At 49.4% G+C, this 17472-nt stretch carries 9 protein-coding genes and 2 pseudogenes; 8 read left to right on the forward strand and 3 right to left on the reverse strand.

Annotation, left to right across the window (positions count from 1 at the left end):
* Nucleotides 1-386: 386 nt before the first annotated feature.
* Nucleotides 387-1502, forward strand: coding sequence for an efflux RND transporter periplasmic adaptor subunit (locus tag JCM12308_RS06370; protein ID WP_054783188.1), 1116 nt, complete (start codon nt 387-389; stop codon nt 1500-1502).
* A gap of 9 nt (nt 1503-1511) precedes the next feature.
* A pseudogene (locus tag JCM12308_RS06375) lies at nt 1512-4561 on the forward strand (efflux RND transporter permease subunit).
* Between the two features lie 18 nt (nt 4562-4579).
* On the opposite strand, the gene JCM12308_RS06380 reads toward JCM12308_RS06375, so the two are convergent.
* From JCM12308_RS06380 to tssM, 3 genes and pseudogenes are all read right to left on the reverse strand, one after another.
* Nucleotides 4580-5131, reverse strand: coding sequence for a TetR/AcrR family transcriptional regulator (locus JCM12308_RS06380; protein WP_054783293.1), 552 nt, complete (start codon nt 5129-5131; stop codon nt 4580-4582).
* Between the two features lie 109 nt (nt 5132-5240).
* Complete coding sequence (locus JCM12308_RS06385) at nt 5241-6608, reverse strand: TssA family type VI secretion system protein (RefSeq protein WP_208608729.1); 1368 nt, start codon at nt 6606-6608, stop codon at nt 5241-5243.
* 62 nt (nt 6609-6670) lie between these two features.
* Nucleotides 6671-10254, reverse strand: a pseudogene (tssM, locus tag JCM12308_RS32980) (type VI secretion system membrane subunit TssM).
* A 273-nt stretch (nt 10255-10527) separates the two neighbouring features.
* Here tssM and tssB point away from each other — a divergent pair.
* The 6 genes from tssB to tagH all read left to right on the forward strand — a co-directional run bounded on the left by tssB (nt 10528) and on the right by tagH (nt 17407).
* On the forward strand, nt 10528-11037 hold the full coding sequence (gene tssB / locus JCM12308_RS06395; RefSeq protein ID WP_008549395.1) for a type VI secretion system contractile sheath small subunit: 510 nt from the start codon (nt 10528-10530) through the stop codon (nt 11035-11037).
* A 96-nt stretch (nt 11038-11133) separates the two neighbouring features.
* Entirely contained in the window at nt 11134-12627 is a 1494-nt protein-coding gene (tssC, locus tag JCM12308_RS06400; RefSeq protein WP_054783189.1) for a type VI secretion system contractile sheath large subunit, read from the forward strand.
* A 69-nt stretch (nt 12628-12696) separates the two neighbouring features.
* The gene (gene tssE, locus JCM12308_RS06405) at nt 12697-13095 is read left to right on the forward strand and encodes a type VI secretion system baseplate subunit TssE (protein ID WP_008549175.1); all 399 of its coding nucleotides are present in this window, start codon (nt 12697-12699) and stop codon (nt 13093-13095) included.
* 18 nt (nt 13096-13113) lie between these two features.
* Nucleotides 13114-14901, forward strand: a complete 1788-nt coding sequence (gene tssF, locus JCM12308_RS06410) for a type VI secretion system baseplate subunit TssF (protein WP_054783190.1) — start codon at nt 13114-13116, stop codon at nt 14899-14901.
* An 8-nt stretch (nt 14902-14909) separates the two neighbouring features.
* Complete coding sequence (gene tssG / locus JCM12308_RS06415) at nt 14910-15899, forward strand: type VI secretion system baseplate subunit TssG (protein WP_054783191.1); 990 nt, start codon at nt 14910-14912, stop codon at nt 15897-15899.
* Nucleotides 15900-15907: 8 nt separating this feature from the next.
* Nucleotides 15908-17407, forward strand: a complete 1500-nt coding sequence (tagH, locus tag JCM12308_RS06420; protein ID WP_054783192.1) for a type VI secretion system-associated FHA domain protein TagH — start codon at nt 15908-15910, stop codon at nt 17405-17407.
* The last annotated feature ends 65 nt before the right edge of the window (nt 17408-17472 follow it).

The following is a 17472-nucleotide window of genomic DNA, read 5'->3' on the forward strand; positions in this document are numbered from 1 at the left end:
TCTGTCGCTTGCAGTGCAGACCTTTCATAACATCTCGTCAACAAAATCCAACTAGCAAAAAAATCTTGCAATAAATACAAATGTATTTATAAAGATCTGTGTTAGCTAGCTCACTTCAGCTCCGAAGCGTCTCCAATCGCGAGGGACTAACAGCAGCTTTCTTGGATGACGGTAAATCCGCAGACCTAATCCAAAAGTAAGGCGCCACCTCCTTCCCCAACGTAGGAGGTGGCGTAATTCTTGAGACCTGAGTGAGCTATATATCATCAGGCGCGCAATTCATTCGTAGCTTTACTAGACAACAAAGCACGCAATTTGCGCCGAAATAATAAATACAATCGTATTTTATTTCGCTCAATTCCTCGGCAATGTTAAGAGAGAGAAAGATGACAGTTGCACGCTGGTTTTTCGCTTTACTGGCTATCACCGGTCTCGTCGGTGGACTTGGCTACATTAAGTTTACTCAAATCACTGAGGCTATTGCACAAGCTGCTTTAATTCCGGAGCACTCTGAGGCAACAGAGGCAGTCTATCCGCAAAGTACATTGTATGCACCTCAAACGCAGGTCATTGGTGAAGTTGTAGCGCCCAAGCAAGTTGAGCTACGTACCGAAATCTCTGGCCGAGTTGTAAACCTAGGGTTCAAACCCGGAGACTGGGTTGAGAAACATCAACTCCTCGTGCAGATGGATGTTTCGGAAGAAACAGCGGAATTGGCAGCAGCAGAAGCAGATGTAGAACTTGCCGCGATCAAGTTTGAAAGAGCTCAGAAACTTCGTTCTACTGGAAGTGGGAGCCAAAGCGCGCTTGATAATGCACGTGCCTTGCTGGATACGTCAAAAGCCAAAGTAGGTCAGATTAAAAGCCGGATCCTGAAAAAGACTATCAGAGCGCCTTTTGCAGGAAAGACAAACACAACTGTCTTATCTGTCGGGGAGTTCTTAGGTGTCAATGAGCTGATAACTCAAGTGGTAGGCGATACTGACGACATCTGGATAGACTTCAAATTGCCTCAACACCAAATGGAACTAGCCATCGGTGATGAAGTTACGGCGATTGGAGCAGACGCTAAGCCGGTCACTGCTACTGTTATTCATCGTGATGCTGCAATATCTACAAGCACCAGAACGCGTGTTCATCGAGCCACTGTTTCTGTATCTGATCTGCAATTGATCCATGGTGCTTTTGTGGAGGTTCTCGTTCCAGCAGCCCCTGCAAAGGACTATAGCGCACTTCCCAGTTCTTCCATTCAGTCTGACAGCTACGGTCAGTTTGTCTATGCGCTTGCACAGGATGAACAGTCTGCTTATCGGGCAACACGTAAGGACATTGCTGATCTTCAATACCTAGGTGAGACCGTTCTGATCGGCCAAGGCATTTCTCAGGGAGATCTTATCGCGACTGATGGTGGGTTTAAGTTGTCCCCTGGTATGCTTGTTGAGTTGATTACACCACAGACACAACAGCAAATTTCTTCTGCAATCTCTGCTGGCAAACACTAGGAGGGACGTATGGATATCTTTGTTAAAAAGCCCGTCCTAGCGATCGTAATTTCACTCCTGTTTGTCTTGCTGGGATTGGTATCAGCGCTGCGTCTGCCTGTTGTGCAGTTTCCAGTTATAGAAAGCTCTGCCATCGAGATCACTACCCGCTACACAGGTCTTGCCGCAAATGTTGTGCAAGGGTTTGTAACCGAGCCTGTTGAACGTGCAGCCATGAGCGTGCCGGGTGTGGACTATGTGGATTCCAAGACGGTTGCAGGTCAGAGCACGGTGACAGCGTGGCTGAAGATCAATGAGGATCGTACAGCTGCACTGTCTGAGTTGACTGCAAACCTGAACAAGATCCGGTCTGATTTGCCGGCTGATGCTGAAGAGCCTGTCATCTCTCTTTTGCGCGCTGATCGGCCGTATGCCTCATTCTATCTTGATGTCTCCTCAGATTACTGGAAACGCTTCGAGATTACAGACTATCTGACACGTAACGTCGTACCAGTGCTGTCTTCGATCGAGGGTGTTCAGCGCGCGAGAGTTGAAGGTGGGCGTGAGCCTGCACTCAGAATCTGGGTCGATCAGGTTCGATTAGCTGGTTACAATCTTTCCTCACAGGACCTGTCAACGCTCTTGCCTCAAACAATGTTGTTGCGGCGATCGGTGATGTCAAAGGCGAAGAGCAGCAGTTCAACATTATAAGCAACTCAAACCTGAAACTTGCTCAGGACTTTGAGGAGTTAGCGATCAAGGATCTTGGTGGGTACACCCTCAAGCTCAAAGATGTTGCCCGTGTTGAGCTCGGTGAGCGGCCTGGTATTGTCGAAACACGTTCAAACTTTGATGAACGTGTATTCCTCTCCGTCTGGCCTCTGCCAGGTGCAAATGAGATTGCCATTGGTGACACGCTTTATGAAAAGCTGGAGGAACTCAACGCCGGGTTTCCTGATGGCTTGCATGTCGGCATCGCATTCGACTCTACACTCGCAATGAGGGATTCCCTCTTTGAAATTGTGAAAACACTTGGTGAAACGGTCTTACTCGTCGGTCTCATCGTACTCATCCTGATGGGCTCGTTCAGAGCTTCACTTGTCCCACTGACCGCAATTCCGGTCTCCTTACTGGGTAGTGTTGCTGTGATGTACGCCCTTGGCTTCACGCTTAACATTCTGACGATCCTCGCAATTGTCCTTTCCGTTGGTCTCGTGGTGGATGATGCGATTGTCGTCGTTGAGAATGTTGCGCGACATAGGCAGCAGGGCTTGTCGAAGTTTCAGGCTGCGCTGAAAAGTTCAAAAGAGCTGTTTTCACCGATCATCGCAATGACGCTGACGCTGGCGAGTGTTTTCTTGCCGATTGGTTTTGTTACCGGCTTGTCAGGGAGTCTGTTTCGGGAGTTTGCCTTTACGCTTGCTGCCGCAGTGCTTATCTCCGGCATTTTTGCTGTTACGCTTTCTCCAATCATGAGCGCCTATGTGGCCAGCCCACGTGGTATGGAGACACGGTTCGCAGCCTTCATAGGTCGCTTGTTTACTCGTGCCAGCAATTCTTATGGCAACTTGCTCATCCGGTTGCTGAACTGGCGTGCACAAATACTGACCTTCAGTTTTGTCTTTGCACTTCTCATGATCCCGTTTTTCCTGTTTTCCGCCAAGGAGCTTGCGCCAATTGAAGATCAGGGGAACATCAACTTTATCGTGCAAGCCCCTCCTGGAAGTACTCTGCCTGCAGTTTCCGAAAACTTGAAACCGGCAATTGAAGCTGGAAAGCGTGTCGAAGGTGCAGGTGAAATTTGGCAGGTTCTGACAGCGAATGGTGGTTTTGGTGGCATCCAGCTTAGCGACTTCTTTGAGAGAGAGCAGAGCGTGCAAGAAATACTGCCAGGACTATTCTATGAGCTCTCTCAGGTTTCAGGACTGAAAGTGCTGCCTTTGCTGCTGCCTCCGCTGCCAACTGCTGGTCAGTTTGACGTTGAGTTGGTGATCAAAGGACCTGACAGCTACGAAAACATGCTGAACTATGGCTACCAGCTTGTTGGAGAAGCCTATCAAAGCGGCATGTTTATGTATGCTGACACTGATCTGAAAATTGATCGACCACTTGTTAAGCTGAAACTCAATCACACAAGAATAGCTGATCTGGGCCTGACTTCGAAAGACGTCAGTGATCAGTTATCTTTCATGCTGTCGGATCAATATCTCAACCGTTTTGATGCTGACGGTAAGGCTTATGTTGTTGTGCCAATGGTTGAGAAGGATGCCCGTTTGGCACCTGATCAGATCATGAACCTGCAGATCAAAGGGCCTGAGAGCACTTACATTCCTTTGTCTTCCATTGCTTCTTTGGAAGTTGCTGCAGTGCCGAGGACACTCGGAAAGTTCAACCAGCAACGTTCTTTCAGGATACTCGGATCTGTGGTTCCAGGAACCACTAAAGCGCAAGCACTGGAGTTTATGGAGCAGAAAGCCAAGCAAATTCTCCCGGCTGGATACTCTCTGGATTACGCTGGCATATCCCGGCAAATTAAGCAGGAAGGCAACAGTCTGATGTTTGTCCTTCTGGCTTCTATCGCGGTTGTCTATCTGGCTTTGAGCGTGCAGTTCAACAGCTTCAGGACTCCACTCATTGTTGTTGTCGGCTCTGTGCCATTGGCTTTGTCTGCAGCCCTTTTGTTCACCTTCTTGGGGTTCACCTCGGTGAACATCTACTCACAAATTGGAGTGATCACACTTGTTGGGCTGGTTGCTAAGAACGCAATTTTGATTGTTGAATTTGCAAACGTTCTTGTCGAGCAAGGAAAGGATCTGACAACAGCGATCATTGAATCTGCAAAGACCAGACTGCGCCCTGTTATCATGACAACAGCAGCGACAGTTTTAGGTCATTTTCCTCTGGTGCTCGTTACTGGACCGGGTGCAGAAGCCCGCAACAGTATCGGGATAATTCTGGTGGCAGGTATGGTTATCGGTACGATGTTTACACTGATAACGCTGCCTTACATTTATCTACTTTTCGCACCCAAACACTCAGCCTCGGTTGATGCTGAACGAAACGAGCAGGTCGCTGTTTAAGGCAAGCTGATGAAACGTTTAGGATGGGGTGTCGTTTCTGAACACTCCATCCAGATCATCCCAAACCTCGTCCCAATCATCTTCAGAAAGCGGTGTCAGCTGCATCGAATGAATGACAATCATCGCTTCGCTAACAAGCAGGCGGAGACGTTCAAGGCGCTTCTGCTTGTCTTCAGAAGGTATCAAACTCAGCTTGTCCGCCATCCATTCATGAGAGGCTTCACGGTGCGCCTGTGTTTGCATGGTCAAAATCATCATGGCTGACATTTGCTGAGGTTGTTGCTTATGCTGCAATCGGGAGGCTGCAAGAAAAACATCCAGATCGCTGATGTCACTGCGCGCGCGAGAACGTACCTCTTGCTTATAGCGCTCAAGATCTTCATCCCACCGGTCAAATAGTGCATCAATCAGCTGAGCCCGAGTGCCAAAGTTAGACTGAATCCCACCACGAGAAACCCCAGCTTCTGCTGCTACTGTGCCAATAGAAAGCGCGTGAGCCCCCTGGTTCTGAATAACCCTCTCAGCAGCATTCAGAAGTTCATTCCTATCAAGCTTTTGATACCGCGACATTCCAATCTCAACAAACAGAACAGACCCTAAAAGTACTCTCTCTATATATGCACCAGTTTCCGGCTCGAAGCAAAATTGAAAGACGATGAACATCTTAAAGGTCATACTCTCACCGCCGACTCTTACGCGTGAGAATAGCTGCTCTTTTAAAAAACTCCGGGTCCCAGTCTGTGATGGAGGTTTCTTCTACGGCGGATTGGAGGCGGAGGGTTTGGTCGGAGACGAGGGCGGAGAAGCCGGAGAGGGCGAGGTCTTCCAGCATTGCCAGTTCCATGAAGGCTTTTTGGCGGGGGGAGCGTTGGGATTTGTACTCGCCGTTCCATTTGGTTGCGAGTTTGGGATTGCTGACGAAGTCGGTCAGGCCTTTTTGCTCCTGCGGTGTGCTTAGTAGTTCGGGCGTATCGCTGTTCAGGGGCTTTGAGTTGAGCCATTCGGCTGTTTCTCCTTCGATGAAGGGCGTTCCATCATCAAAACACAGCTCACGCAACTCTGGGACACGACTAACAAAACTCTGAGTGCTTTCAGTTATCGCGTTTGCGACCTGGTTGTGATCGGCTTTGAGTGCCAATTGTGCGGCGAGATACTGGCCTTCAATCCAAAAGGGCATGGAGAAAAGTGTCGTTTCTAACTGGTGAATGATCGAAATATCTGGCGTGCCTTGCTTTAAGGCATCCCTATACTTGTCGCAGGTATCGATAGATATTGCCGGGATAATGGTTCGTGGTTCTGAGGTGATTTGGGGAGCGCCTGTTATCTCTTGCCAACAGGCGTGGCGTCGGAGTTGGTAGATAAAAGGTAGGGATGGGTCTTGCTTAAAAATGAGTGTGCAGATCTCAGCTGTGAGGCGCTTAAAGGAACGAGCATCCATCGCTGGCGATGAGCCGATGCTTCCGGCACTTGTTGAATCTGCAGGGGTGCCAGAACTGGCGGATTTGCGTGCTTGCTCGTTCTCTTGCTGTTTTTTCTCTAGCTCTATGCGTTCTTGAAGGACACGAAAATCTTTTACCAATCCATGTTCAAGCAAGAGCTCGTTTTTGATCAGCCGGGCAAGGCTTTCCTCAAGTTTATCCGCTTCTGATCCGGGTTTGCCCGGCAAACTATCCAGACTGAAAAGACCGCAAATACGCCTGAGGATGAGCTCAAACCTGCGATCTTCTTTGGGATGAAGTTCTGCCTTGGGTGTTGTTAAGCACGCATCGAGCGCTCTGATACAACTGGCCACCGCACCACGTGTTTTCCGTGTCATTCTTGCCAGCAGGAGTGCTTCGAAAACGGCCAAACTCTTTTGCGTGTTTTGCAACAGCTTGAGGGCTTCTCGCTCCACCAGGCTCCAATCGATCGAGCCATGGGAGAGTGTGCCGCGCTTCATTAACTCGTCACTTACGGCATCGAAATCCGGGTGATCTTCAATATCATCTTCAAACCCTTCTGAGATAGGCGAAAGGACTGCCTTTGCCAGATCATCGTAGGATGTCACGAAGATGGAAGAAGCAGCCGGAGCTGCCTCTTCGGAGTTTGCATCTTTTGTGGTCATAGGCATCACATCTTTGCTGGCAGGATAAGGCCGGAGAGCGGCTGCTTGCGTGCCAGTGAACTGGCTCCTTTATGAAGCAAGGAGTATGTTGCTTTCTGCCCGTTGAAGCTGAATTCGATCAGCGCGCCATTGCTATCAAAGCCTTTTGTCGTGGCAAAATCCAGCAGTCGGAAGCCTGACCACGGCCCCTTAAAAGTGGTGGTGTGTGGACGACCACGACCCGCAGGGAAGACCGACAGACTGCTTTCAGCTTCATTCGTGAGAACATTCGGCCAGATTACCCGGATCGGGCGACGTGGACCGTGGGAGTAGGAGATGATCTGCCCTTCAATGTTCATAACCGCACGGCGGAGTTTTGCGGAAAGAGAGACTGGCTGGATGTTGTACTCCACACCGATCAGACCTTCTGAGTTAAAGTAGCTTCTGCGCAGATCTAAGATGATCTTGAGATTATCCTGAAAATCCTTAGCGATGGCGAGATGGCGACCATCGATGGTTTTGGGCTCGCCCGTTGCCTCATCAACAAACACGATCAAGTTCTTTTTGTAGAACGTTTCGATCTTGCCACCAGGGCCGAAGAAGCTTTCAAACTCTTCAAGAGGGATCTCTTGCTCTGCCTGCTTGTTGAAAGGATAGAGCTGCGCATAGTTGAGGTTATAATCTGCATAGATTTCCTCGTTCCAGCTGCGTTGCAGTTCTTTCTTGGCTTCTTGCAGCAATACCTTCCAGCTTTGATCGGCCAGTTTTGCGAAGAAGCGATTGAGTGGGCTGGGAAGATCAACGCCGATGCGTTTGAGTGTGTAGATTGGGTCTTCGCCCTGAAGATCAATTCTGGCTTTGGCACGTGCCAATGCAACTTCGCCAGATCGTTCTCCAGCTTGGCGGATGTCTTTCAGATACTCATAAAGAGTATTAAGGGCCGCATCGAGATCTTCCAGATAAGCCTTCTCACCTTCTTCAGCTTCCACCAATCCATTGAGATTGGAAAAGGCGCGGCGAACGCGGAGGCCCTGTTCTCTGTAGATGTCGAAGGGCAGCTCAGAATTGACGGCTTGTTCGGCATTAAGCTCAATGAGCTTACTCTCGTAGATTTCTGTTTCACTCTTAACCCGGTTAATGAGCCGATTAAGAGGTCTGTCTGGCCCAGTTAGTGTTTCCAGAATATCTACGGCGTGATCCAGGTTTCTGAAGTCCGTAATTTCCAAACGGTTTAGAGCGTCATTCCAGTTGGAGATGTAGTTCGTTGCATAGCGGGATGCGATTTTGCGACGGAACTCTTTTAGGTCAGCTTGGGAATATTCCACGGTGTCCCGCTCATCGGCCACCCAGGCATCCTCTACGGCGACGACGGACAGGCCATCATTCATTTTGACGAAGTAGTCGAGATAAGCATCTTTTGTGAAAAACTGCTTTACCCCAATTGGTTGGTCGTCATGAGTGGTGTTGCCGGTTCCGCTGAAAACGATGTTGTATGCTGGCCCGATGTCGTTTCTGAAGTTCACGGGTGAAGCCAGCTGTCTGTCACTCACTTGCTCGATATTGCGGTAGAGTCGCAGGTCTCGCGGTACTTCTCTCAGATCTCTTTGGGAGGTCTTGACCAGTTTTTTGTCCAGCTTCGCTTCTAGCCCGGCAGTTTCGATGGCAAAGACAAGGTGATCGCGTAGCGCTTTTTGCAGCTTAAGATCGCCTTCAAACTGCTCCTGCCATTTCTGTTCCATCCAGGATTTGACGAGAAGCTCATTTCGCCGGGAAGCATCGCCCAACATTAGGTAGACGCGTAACGCTTCCAGCCGTTCATTGCTGTCTTTGCTGGTTTCATCATTCCCAAGAGCTGCAATTTCGTTTCGAACATATGCTGCAACCTCTGGCAGGAAATAGCGGGCCAACATATCAACGTAAGCTTTTTCAACTTCCGGGCCGATCTTATAGCCTGATAAAGTGAGAGTTGGGATACAAGCCAGTTTCTCTCGCGATAATTGCCAAAGATGTCGCTTGCAGATGTGAGTGCGCCGAGAGGACGGATGTAGTTCTGTCCAGAGGCGTTCAGGTTCTTGTCAGGGCCTTGCTGGAACAGCTCTTCAAAGCTCTCTGTGATATTGACGACTTCATCTGCCCGTGCCCGACTATTTTCATAGCCGACCCAATAGGTGCTGAAAAAACCAACATAAAGAAGAGAAGCGGTAAGGCCTGATCCGACGAGAGCGAAGCGTTTGGCACGTTCAATCTTTATGTTGTCGCCTGCAAGGCCAGCTTCTTTGAACACCACCTGGTCAAAGAGTGAAGCAGAGAAGTACTGTTTGGATGGGCCACTATGAATGGGCAGGATTGGTGCTGCGATCTCATATTTCTGCGAAGTTGCCAGTAAAACCGGATTGGTGGGAATGGCCTCCTGACGTGCAGAGGAAAAGAAGATACCGCGGATATGAGGAGCAGTTGAAAACTTGTCCTGATGGAGGGCTTTCCCCAGAAAAGAGCTCAGTATGTTGCTCAGGCCAGCCATTTCGCGCGTGAATAAGTATAACTGGCGTCTTTGATGCGCCGACCGCATTTCAGAAAGTCGGTCGACAACTGTGCTGTTGAGGTCATCAAGAAACTTGGCAAAGGCTGAATTGAACTCGTCCAACCACTTATCCTGATCACGGCCATCGTGAAGATCAAATGTAAAGCCGAACGGTTTTGTTCTTTCGGCAGCAGCCAGACATCCAATGAACTCATGGAAGCCATCAATCAGATCAAACTTTGTAAGGACCACGTGTACGGTGTAACGAGTGCCGAGCACTTCCGTCATTTCGCTCAGGCGAGCGTGAACAAGGGCAGCTTTCGTTGTTCGTTCTTGTGAGCTGAGTGAGAGCAGTTCGGAGAGATCCAGACACAATACGACGCCATTGATCGGTCTGCGTGGCCGGTTATCCCGCAAAAGCTTTAGGAAACGACGCCATAAACCGGAGTAATGCGTTTCTTTAGAGTCTGGTTGCTGGCCGTTTACATGTTCAACGAACTGGCCTGCGACATCAAAGAGAACAGCTTCATCAGTTACCCAGCAATCGACGTCCTTGGTTGGTTGAACGTGTTTTGCATCTTCCTGAGAGAATAGGTGGGCGAGCGGGAACTTTAAGTTCGATTCAACGATTAGGGATGTCTTACCTGAACTGGGAGAGCCCAATACGACGAACCAGGGAAGTGCGTAGAGGTTCTTTCCTTTCTTCCGTTCACCCTTGCCTGCCCAGTTTCTGCTGATTGTTTGGAGTGCCTGTGTGAAGCCGCGTTCAAACTCATTCAGATAGGATAGATCAGGTGTCTTTGGCTTTTCTTTTTTGTCTTTATTTTTACTTAAATCAATCTTTTTCTTCTTTATGCTTACATAAACTAAGTTACTCACGCCCCAAATGACAGAAAATATGGCCATTGCTACTGTCGCATAGATTAATTTTCTTTCGTCTGTTGGTGCGAAAGAGAAGATCGTGTCCCTGAATAAAAATATGCTTAAAAATAGTAAAATTAGAAATGTTAGGCTGATAAATATATATGACGTAGTTAATTTAATAATCGATAATAGTATTGATTTGATTATTGAAAGAGATCTAGCCATCACTACGCTTCTCTGATTGGTGTTAATAGGCGCGAATCACGTGTTGTGTTTGAATAATCTATTTGTTTCAGAATATTTACTTTGCTAATCAATATGACTAAAGTCTAATAATGCAACTTTTACTTTTCTGTTGTCGATCGTTTTTCTTTCCGATAGGCCTAAAGAAAATTTAGAGTCGAATTGACGCTAAAGTGTTTAATTTTAGATTTGAGTATAATCTTAGGTAAATCCTAAGTTGTTTTCTGATTTTCTAAGAAGAGATGGGGAAGTTCTATGGCTGGCAAGGAAGGTTCTGTTGCGCCAAAAGAGCGAATTAATATTCGTTATGTTCCGGCAACTGGTGATCAGCAGGAAGAAGTTGAACTGCCGCTGCGTCTAGTCATGCTGGGTGATTACAACGGTAAAGAAGATGACACGCCTCTTGAAGACCGCGAGCTGCTTTCCGTCGATAAAAATACCTTTGCATCGGTTATGAAAGAAGCTGGTCTGGAGCGTGAGCTGACAGTTAAAAATACCCTTGTTGAAGATGAGGATGCGCAGCTGGCCGTCAACTTGAAGTTTGAAGGCCTGAAGGACTTTGAGCCAGACTCCATTGTTAAACAAGTGCCTGAACTTAAAAAGCTAATTGATCTTCGTGAAGCGCTGGTTGCTTTGAAAGGGCCGCTTGGAAACATACCGGCATTCCGTAACCGGCTCGAGCAGATTTTGCAGGACAAAGAGCAAAGGGAAAAGCTTTTGTCAGAGCTGGATGCAGTCGTGTCTTCTCAGGAAGAAACCAGCTGATTTCGAGCTGTTGCAAGTAAAATTTCTGTAAAGCTGCGGAGCTCCATAGTTTTGATCCGCAAGTACTTTTCTAATTAAAAACATGGATATGATGACATGGTAGATGTATCAGCCTCTGCCGGCCAGCCGGATGTTACCGGTGCGGGCGCCGCGATTTCTCTTTTAGATCAGATTATGGAAGAGACGCGCATTCGCCCAGAAGACGAAGAAAGCTATTCTATAGCGCGCAGAGGCGTTGAGGCGTTTATTTCCGACCTCCTTTCCAGTCAGGAAGTTGATCAGCGGATCAATCGCGTTCTGGTTGACCGCATGATCTCTGAGTTGGACTTGAAAGTTTCCTCGCAGCTGGACGAAATCCTTCATGATGAGAAGTTTCAGGAACTTGAATCTGCCTGGCGTGGACTGAAGCTGCTGGTTGATCGCACGGATTTCCGCGAAAACATCAAGATCGACGTCCTTTCTGTTTCCAAAGACAAGTTGCTGGAAGACTTTGAAACGAGCCCGGAAGTCGTACAATCCGGCCTTTACAAGCACGTCTATTCCAGTGGTTATGGTCAGTTTGGTGGTGAGCCAGTTGGCGCCATGATTGCGAACTATGACTTTGGCCCGGGTGCTCGCGATGTAAAACTGCTGCAGTTTGCTGCTTCTGTCGGTGCAATGGCACACGCTCCATTCCTTGCGGCTGCTGGTCCAAAGATGTTCGATGTTGACGAGTACGTGGACCTGCCTGCACAGAAAGATTTGTTCTCCATCTATGAAGGGCCACGGTTCCGTAAATGGATGGGTTTCCGCCAGAGTGAAGACTCTCGTTATGTTGGCCTGACCTGCCCTCGTTTCTTGCTGCGTATGCCATATGACGCAGAAGAAAATCCGGTTAACTCCTTTGTTTACAACGAGAATGTGACTGAAGAGCACGAAAGTTACCTCTGGGGGAACACGTCGTTCCTGATGGCAACTCGACTGACTGAGAGCTTCGCAAAGTATCGGTGGTGCCCGAACATCATTGGTCCTCAGTCTGGTGGTGCTGTTCACGATCTTCCAGTGCATGTGTTCGAAGCATTTGGTCAGCTTGAAGAGAAAATCCCGACAGAAGTTCTCGTCACAGACCGTCGCGAGTTTGAGCTTGCTGAGGAAGGCTTCATTGCGCTGACCATGCGCAAAGGCTCTGACAATGCTGCTTTCTTCTCGGCTAACTCAGCGCAGAAGCCAAAAATCTTCCAGAACACCAAGGAAGGTAAAGAAGCAGAGACCAACTATAAGCTCGGCACGCAGCTTCCTTACATGATGATTGTGAACCGTCTGGCGCACTACATCAAAGTGCTGCAGCGTGAGCAGATTGGTTCCTGGAAAGAGCGTGAAGATCTGGAGCGTGAGCTGAACACGTGGCTTCGACAGTACGTGGCCGATCAGGAGAACCCACCTCAAGATGTGCGTTCTCGTCGCCCATTGCGTGCTGCTGAAGTGATCGTTTCCGATGTTGAAGGCGATCCGGGTTGGTATCAGGTGTCTTTGAAGGTGCGTCCGCACTTCAAGTACATGGGTGCGAACTTTGAGCTGTCGCTCGTAGGTAAGCTGGACAAGGATAGCTAAGGCTGACTTATGAGAAAGCGCGAAGATACCGTTGTTTGGGACAGTAGACTTCGGACAGCTCGGGGCAGTTTGTTTGAGCGTTTGATTGCTGATGAGGAGGAGGTAGCTCCTCCTCAGAGCGTCGATCTGCTGGAAGCCAAAGTAAATTCGATCAAACGTCATTTGGCCAAACTGTTGAATGCCAGAGCAGGGGCTTCTGCTGCTACTCCGGATTTGGGGCTGGTGGATTTCAACCTGTCCAGTGTTGCGACCAACGATCTGACCCAACACATCGCAGCGTCTATTCGCCAATGCATCGAGAGATACGAACCGCGGGTGAAGGTGCGATCAGTCCATTTTGTCCGTGATCCCGACAGACCGTTAGAGCTGCGCTTTAAAGCAACTTTGCTCATGCCCGCCCTTAGCAAGGGAGAGCAGGTGCAAATCGATATCCTCATGAAAGACGGGCATGTCGCCCACATTGTTTAGTCAAGCAGGCAACCAGCTGTGAAAGCTTCTTACTTTCAGGACGAACTGACGTATCTGCGCGAGAGCGGTCGGCTTTTTTCCGAGCGCAACCCGCGGCTGTCAAAGTATCTGTCTGATGCCTCCACGGATCCTGATGTGGAACGGTTGTTGGAAGGCTTTGCGTTCCTGACATCAAGATTGCGCGAGAAGCTGGATGATGAGTTGCCAGAGCTCACCCACTCGCTCGTGCAGTTGCTTATTCCAAACTTCCTGCGGGCGTTTCCTTCAACAACACTGATGCAGATGGTGCCCGTAGAAAAAGCGATTACAGAACGTCAGGTTCTACCTGCTGGCTCGCAAATTCTGTCGAAGCCAGTTGATGAGATTGTTTGCCCGTTTCAAACCACAGCAGATGTAACCGTTTATCCGCTTGATATCGTCGAGCAGGACGTTCAGCGCTCACGTGAAAGTACTGTCCTGACGCTTAAGTTCCAGACGCTATCTGGTTTGCCGTTGTCCCGGTTGAGCTTCCGAGATTTACGTTTATGGATCGCAGGAGATGAGGTCGCCGCGCAGATGCTTTATCTGTGGCTGGGGCGATATTTGAAGGACATCAGTGTTTGCTTTGATTCCGAGGAGGCAGAGGATGGCGAAGTTGCCCGCTATAAGCTACCGATCTCAGCGTTACAGCCGGGCAGTTTCGGTGGGTCTGAGGCCCTGCTTCCCAATGAAAATTCGGCCTATGAGGGATATCGCTTGCTGCAGGAGTACTTCGTCTTTCCTGCGAAGTTCCAATGCTATGATATCGATGGACTGGAGCCATTCTTCAGAAATCGCGAAGAAACAGATTTCTCATTAGAGCTCACGTTCTCTAGGCCTCTTCCGCCAGAGGTTAAAGTCCGCCCTGGAACGTTCCGTCTTTACTGCGTGCCTGCGGTGAACTTGTTTGCTTATGATGCTGAGCCGATGAAGATCGATCATAGCCAAATGCGGTATCCGATCAGGCCGACTGCCAATGGGCGTGGTGCGATTGATATCTTCTCTATCGACCGCATTATGAGTTGGCGTGCTGCAAAAGATCCGACAAGTGGCTCTCATTTGCGAGAGTATCCGTCTTTTGAGTCTTTCCATCACGAAGTTGAACGGGCAGATGGCCTCACTCAGATTTACTATCGCTTGCGGCTTCGCGAAGCATTGGGCAAGCGCGGCATGGAGCATCTGGTTTCATTTGTGCGCCATGACAATGAGCGTGCGATCCCGGAGCATGAAGTTCTGTCCGCAGATCTGAAGTGTTTCCATCCCAATCATGCGATGGAACTGGGAGCAGGGGATGTGTGTGAGCCAACCGGTGAAACGCCAAGCTTTGTGACCTTTAAGAACTTGGGGCAGCCAACAGCGCCAGTTTATCCGCCACTGGATGGATCGCTCTACTGGAACCTGATTTCCAATCTTTCTCTCAATTACGTCTCCCTTCTTGAAAAAGAAGCGTTGAAGACTGTGATTGCGACCTACGATTTTCAGGCGCGCCTGAACCGGCAAGACGAGCGGGTCAGCAAACAACGTATTGATGGCATTGTTTCGATTGAGACAAAGCCAGTCGACAAACTATTCCGAGGACAGGCTGTTCGAGGTTTGAAAACTGTCATGTCCCTCAATGAAGAGGCGTTTCAGAGTGAGGGCGAAATGTTCTTGTTCTGCAGTGTGCTCGCAGAATTCTTTTCTCTCTATTCAAGTGTCAATTCGTTCCACGAACTCATCGTGAATGGAACGCAAAATAATGAAGTTTATCAATGGCCAGCGAAAATTGGGCGACAGCCTCTGATTTAAGAGGTGACATGCAGTTTAATGCTCGCAGCTGGTCCTTCTTCCAAGCTGTTGAGTTGATCCAGCGTTGTTATGACGAAAGCAATGAGGTTGGTACGCATCTTTTGCCAAAAGATGAGAAGATCAACTTCAGTGTTATGCATTCTCTCGGCTTTCCGCTCTCTGATATTGCCAGTATCGAGAAACGAGATGAGGTAGAAGAAGGTGACGAGTCGATCAGTTATGCTGACTTCAATATGGAAGTCACATTCCTTGGCTTGCATGGTTCAAGTTCGCCGCTTCCCTCTTACTATCAAGAGGTTATAGCCAAGTATGATGCGCAGGGCTCCTTGATGAAGGGGTTCTTTGATTTCTTCCATAACCGCCTTGTTGGCCTCTTGCACCGTTCCATGCGCAAGTATCGCTTCTACGTGCGTTATGAACCTGGGGCGTTGGATCCGTTCTCTCAATGGGTGTTCTGCATCTTCGGGCTTTCAGATCAGGAAGCTCGTCGCAAATCACCGATCAATTGGGCACGCTTGCTCACATTTGCGGGTGTATTGGCCTCCCGAAATCGCTCACCGGCTGCCATTGCCAGTGTCGTCTCACATGCCTTCTTTCATAAGGATGTTGAGGTGGAAGAGTGGGTCGCTCGCAAGGTGGACATTCCTGCAGCTCAACGCTCCGAACTTGGACAGCACAATATGCTTCTGGGTGAAGACACCATTATCGGGGACAGCGTTTCCGATATCTCCAGTAAGTTCAATATCTTCATCAAGAACCTGAGTTTCGTGCGCTTTCAGGACTTTCTCCCGCACGGGCGTGATTACAAGGCCCTGCGAGATCTGGTGGAGTTCATGCTACGCGATCAGCATGCCTACGACATCAAACTGGAACTTGCACCCAAACAGGCTGCACCTGTTGAGCTTTCCGATGAGTATCAAGGACGGCTGGGTTGGTCGACGTTTCTCGACAAAGGCGATGAGAGCCCTCGCGAAGTTCTCATTTCAGCGCGGTTGTAGGAGGTAAAATGAAGCTGGTTTTAGTCATCAACAACACCTCCACGCTAGAGAACGGCAGCAAAGCCACCGCCACGTTTGAGAAAACCGGTGGGAGCATCGGCTCTGGAGCACAGTGCCATTGGCAGCTGATGGATAGGCACAACTCCGTCTCCCGCGAACATGTGCGGGTGTTCTTTCAGGATGGTGTTTATTGCGCCGAAGCCGTTGGTGATGAAGGGATCATCGTAAACGGTTCAAACCGACCAATCCCGTCCGGGCAACGCTTTCGCATTTCAGATGGTGATGTCTGGAAAGTTGGGGCGTTTAAGCTGACAACCTATGTGGTCGCTGAAGGAAGCGAGCTGGAGGATCATAGCGAGCAGTGGGCGGGCCGCTTTGCAGCCATTGATACCATCGTGTCAGGGCATTTGCAGGATGAAGACGAACAGTCTCAAAGCAACATTGAATACATCTTGGCCGATCGCCTTGAGAGCGATCTGAGCGAAGACTTTTTCGCAAGCAATCAACGCTCCAACGCGCTTCTTTGTGATCCGGTTGAGGTTCTTGACCAGCAGGATGAAGAAGGCCTGCCAGGAAATCAGGACCCTCTCTCCCAACTCAATCACGACAGTGAGCCTGAGCAGCAAGAGCAGGATGAAGATCTTCTGGGCACGCTGGGATTGCAACTCGAATACAGCGGTAAGGCGGTGGGTATCGATGACCCTCAAGCACATCACCGCCTCATGATTATGCCCCAAGCAAAAGGAAACCACGCAATGTCCACGACGAGTACAGAGCCGGTTGACCCGGAAATGGATAGCTATCTTGAATCCCTGACGAACTCGGGCGGGCAGGAAATGCTGGTCAGCGATATTCAGGAGACCGAGAGCTGGCATGGGTCGGTTTCTTTATCTGAAACGGGCGAAGAAGGCATGGTGGATCACGTAGTGCTGCGTCCTCTCCTGTCTGCATTGGGACTACCGATTGGCGATATGAGTTTGCCTGAGGCAAACCGCATTACGCAGGAAGTTGGTGCGGCTTTGAGGACAGCGATTTCCGGTCTGATGTCCATTCACGCTCAGCAGTGGGAAGACCGGTCTTCCATGAACGATACCCACTTGCATCCGGTGGAAGACAACCCAATCCGACTGGCGCAAAGCCCTGAACAGGCAATCGAAGATTTGCTGCTCGTTCAAAGCCCTGTGCACCTGAATGCACCATCCGCCATTGAAGAGAGCCTCATGCAGATTGAGTTACATGAGAAGGCAAGCCGCATCGCCGCCGACGAAGCACTGGAAGCGGTTCTGTTTGGCCTTTCTCCTGAGAACCTGACCAAGCGCTTTGCGCGTTACAAAGGGCATGCACCTCGTACAGGCGATCTGGATAGCTGGAACTGGCAGATGTACGAGCACTACTACAATGAAATGCGCTCAGGCCGGCAGCGTGGACTAACCCGCATGTTCTGGGAGATTTTCCGTCAGGTTTACGACCGTGAGATGCGCAGTCATCAGCTCTGTGCTGCGGAGTAAGCGGGATGGAGGATCAGTACACCCAATACCTTCAGCTTCCAAAATAATAAGGCGGCTAGCAGAAA

This window comes from Pseudovibrio denitrificans JCM 12308 (genome assembly GCF_001310815.1).
GTDB lineage: Bacteria > Pseudomonadota > Alphaproteobacteria > Rhizobiales > Stappiaceae > Pseudovibrio > Pseudovibrio denitrificans.

Coding starts and splice junctions, on each gene's coding strand:
- JCM12308_RS06370 (WP_054783188.1), top strand. CDS start 387: ATGACAGTTGCACGCTGGTTTTTCGCTTTACTGGCTATCACCGGTCTC.
- JCM12308_RS06380 (WP_054783293.1), bottom strand. CDS start 5,131: ATGTCGCGGTATCAAAAGCTTGATAGGAATGAACTTCTGAATGCTGCT.
- tssB (WP_008549395.1), top strand. CDS start 10,528: ATGGCTGGCAAGGAAGGTTCTGTTGCGCCAAAAGAGCGAATTAATATT.
- tssC (WP_054783189.1), top strand. CDS start 11,134: ATGGTAGATGTATCAGCCTCTGCCGGCCAGCCGGATGTTACCGGTGCG.
- tssG (WP_054783191.1), top strand. CDS start 14,910: ATGCAGTTTAATGCTCGCAGCTGGTCCTTCTTCCAAGCTGTTGAGTTG.
- tagH (WP_054783192.1), top strand. CDS start 15,908: ATGAAGCTGGTTTTAGTCATCAACAACACCTCCACGCTAGAGAACGGC.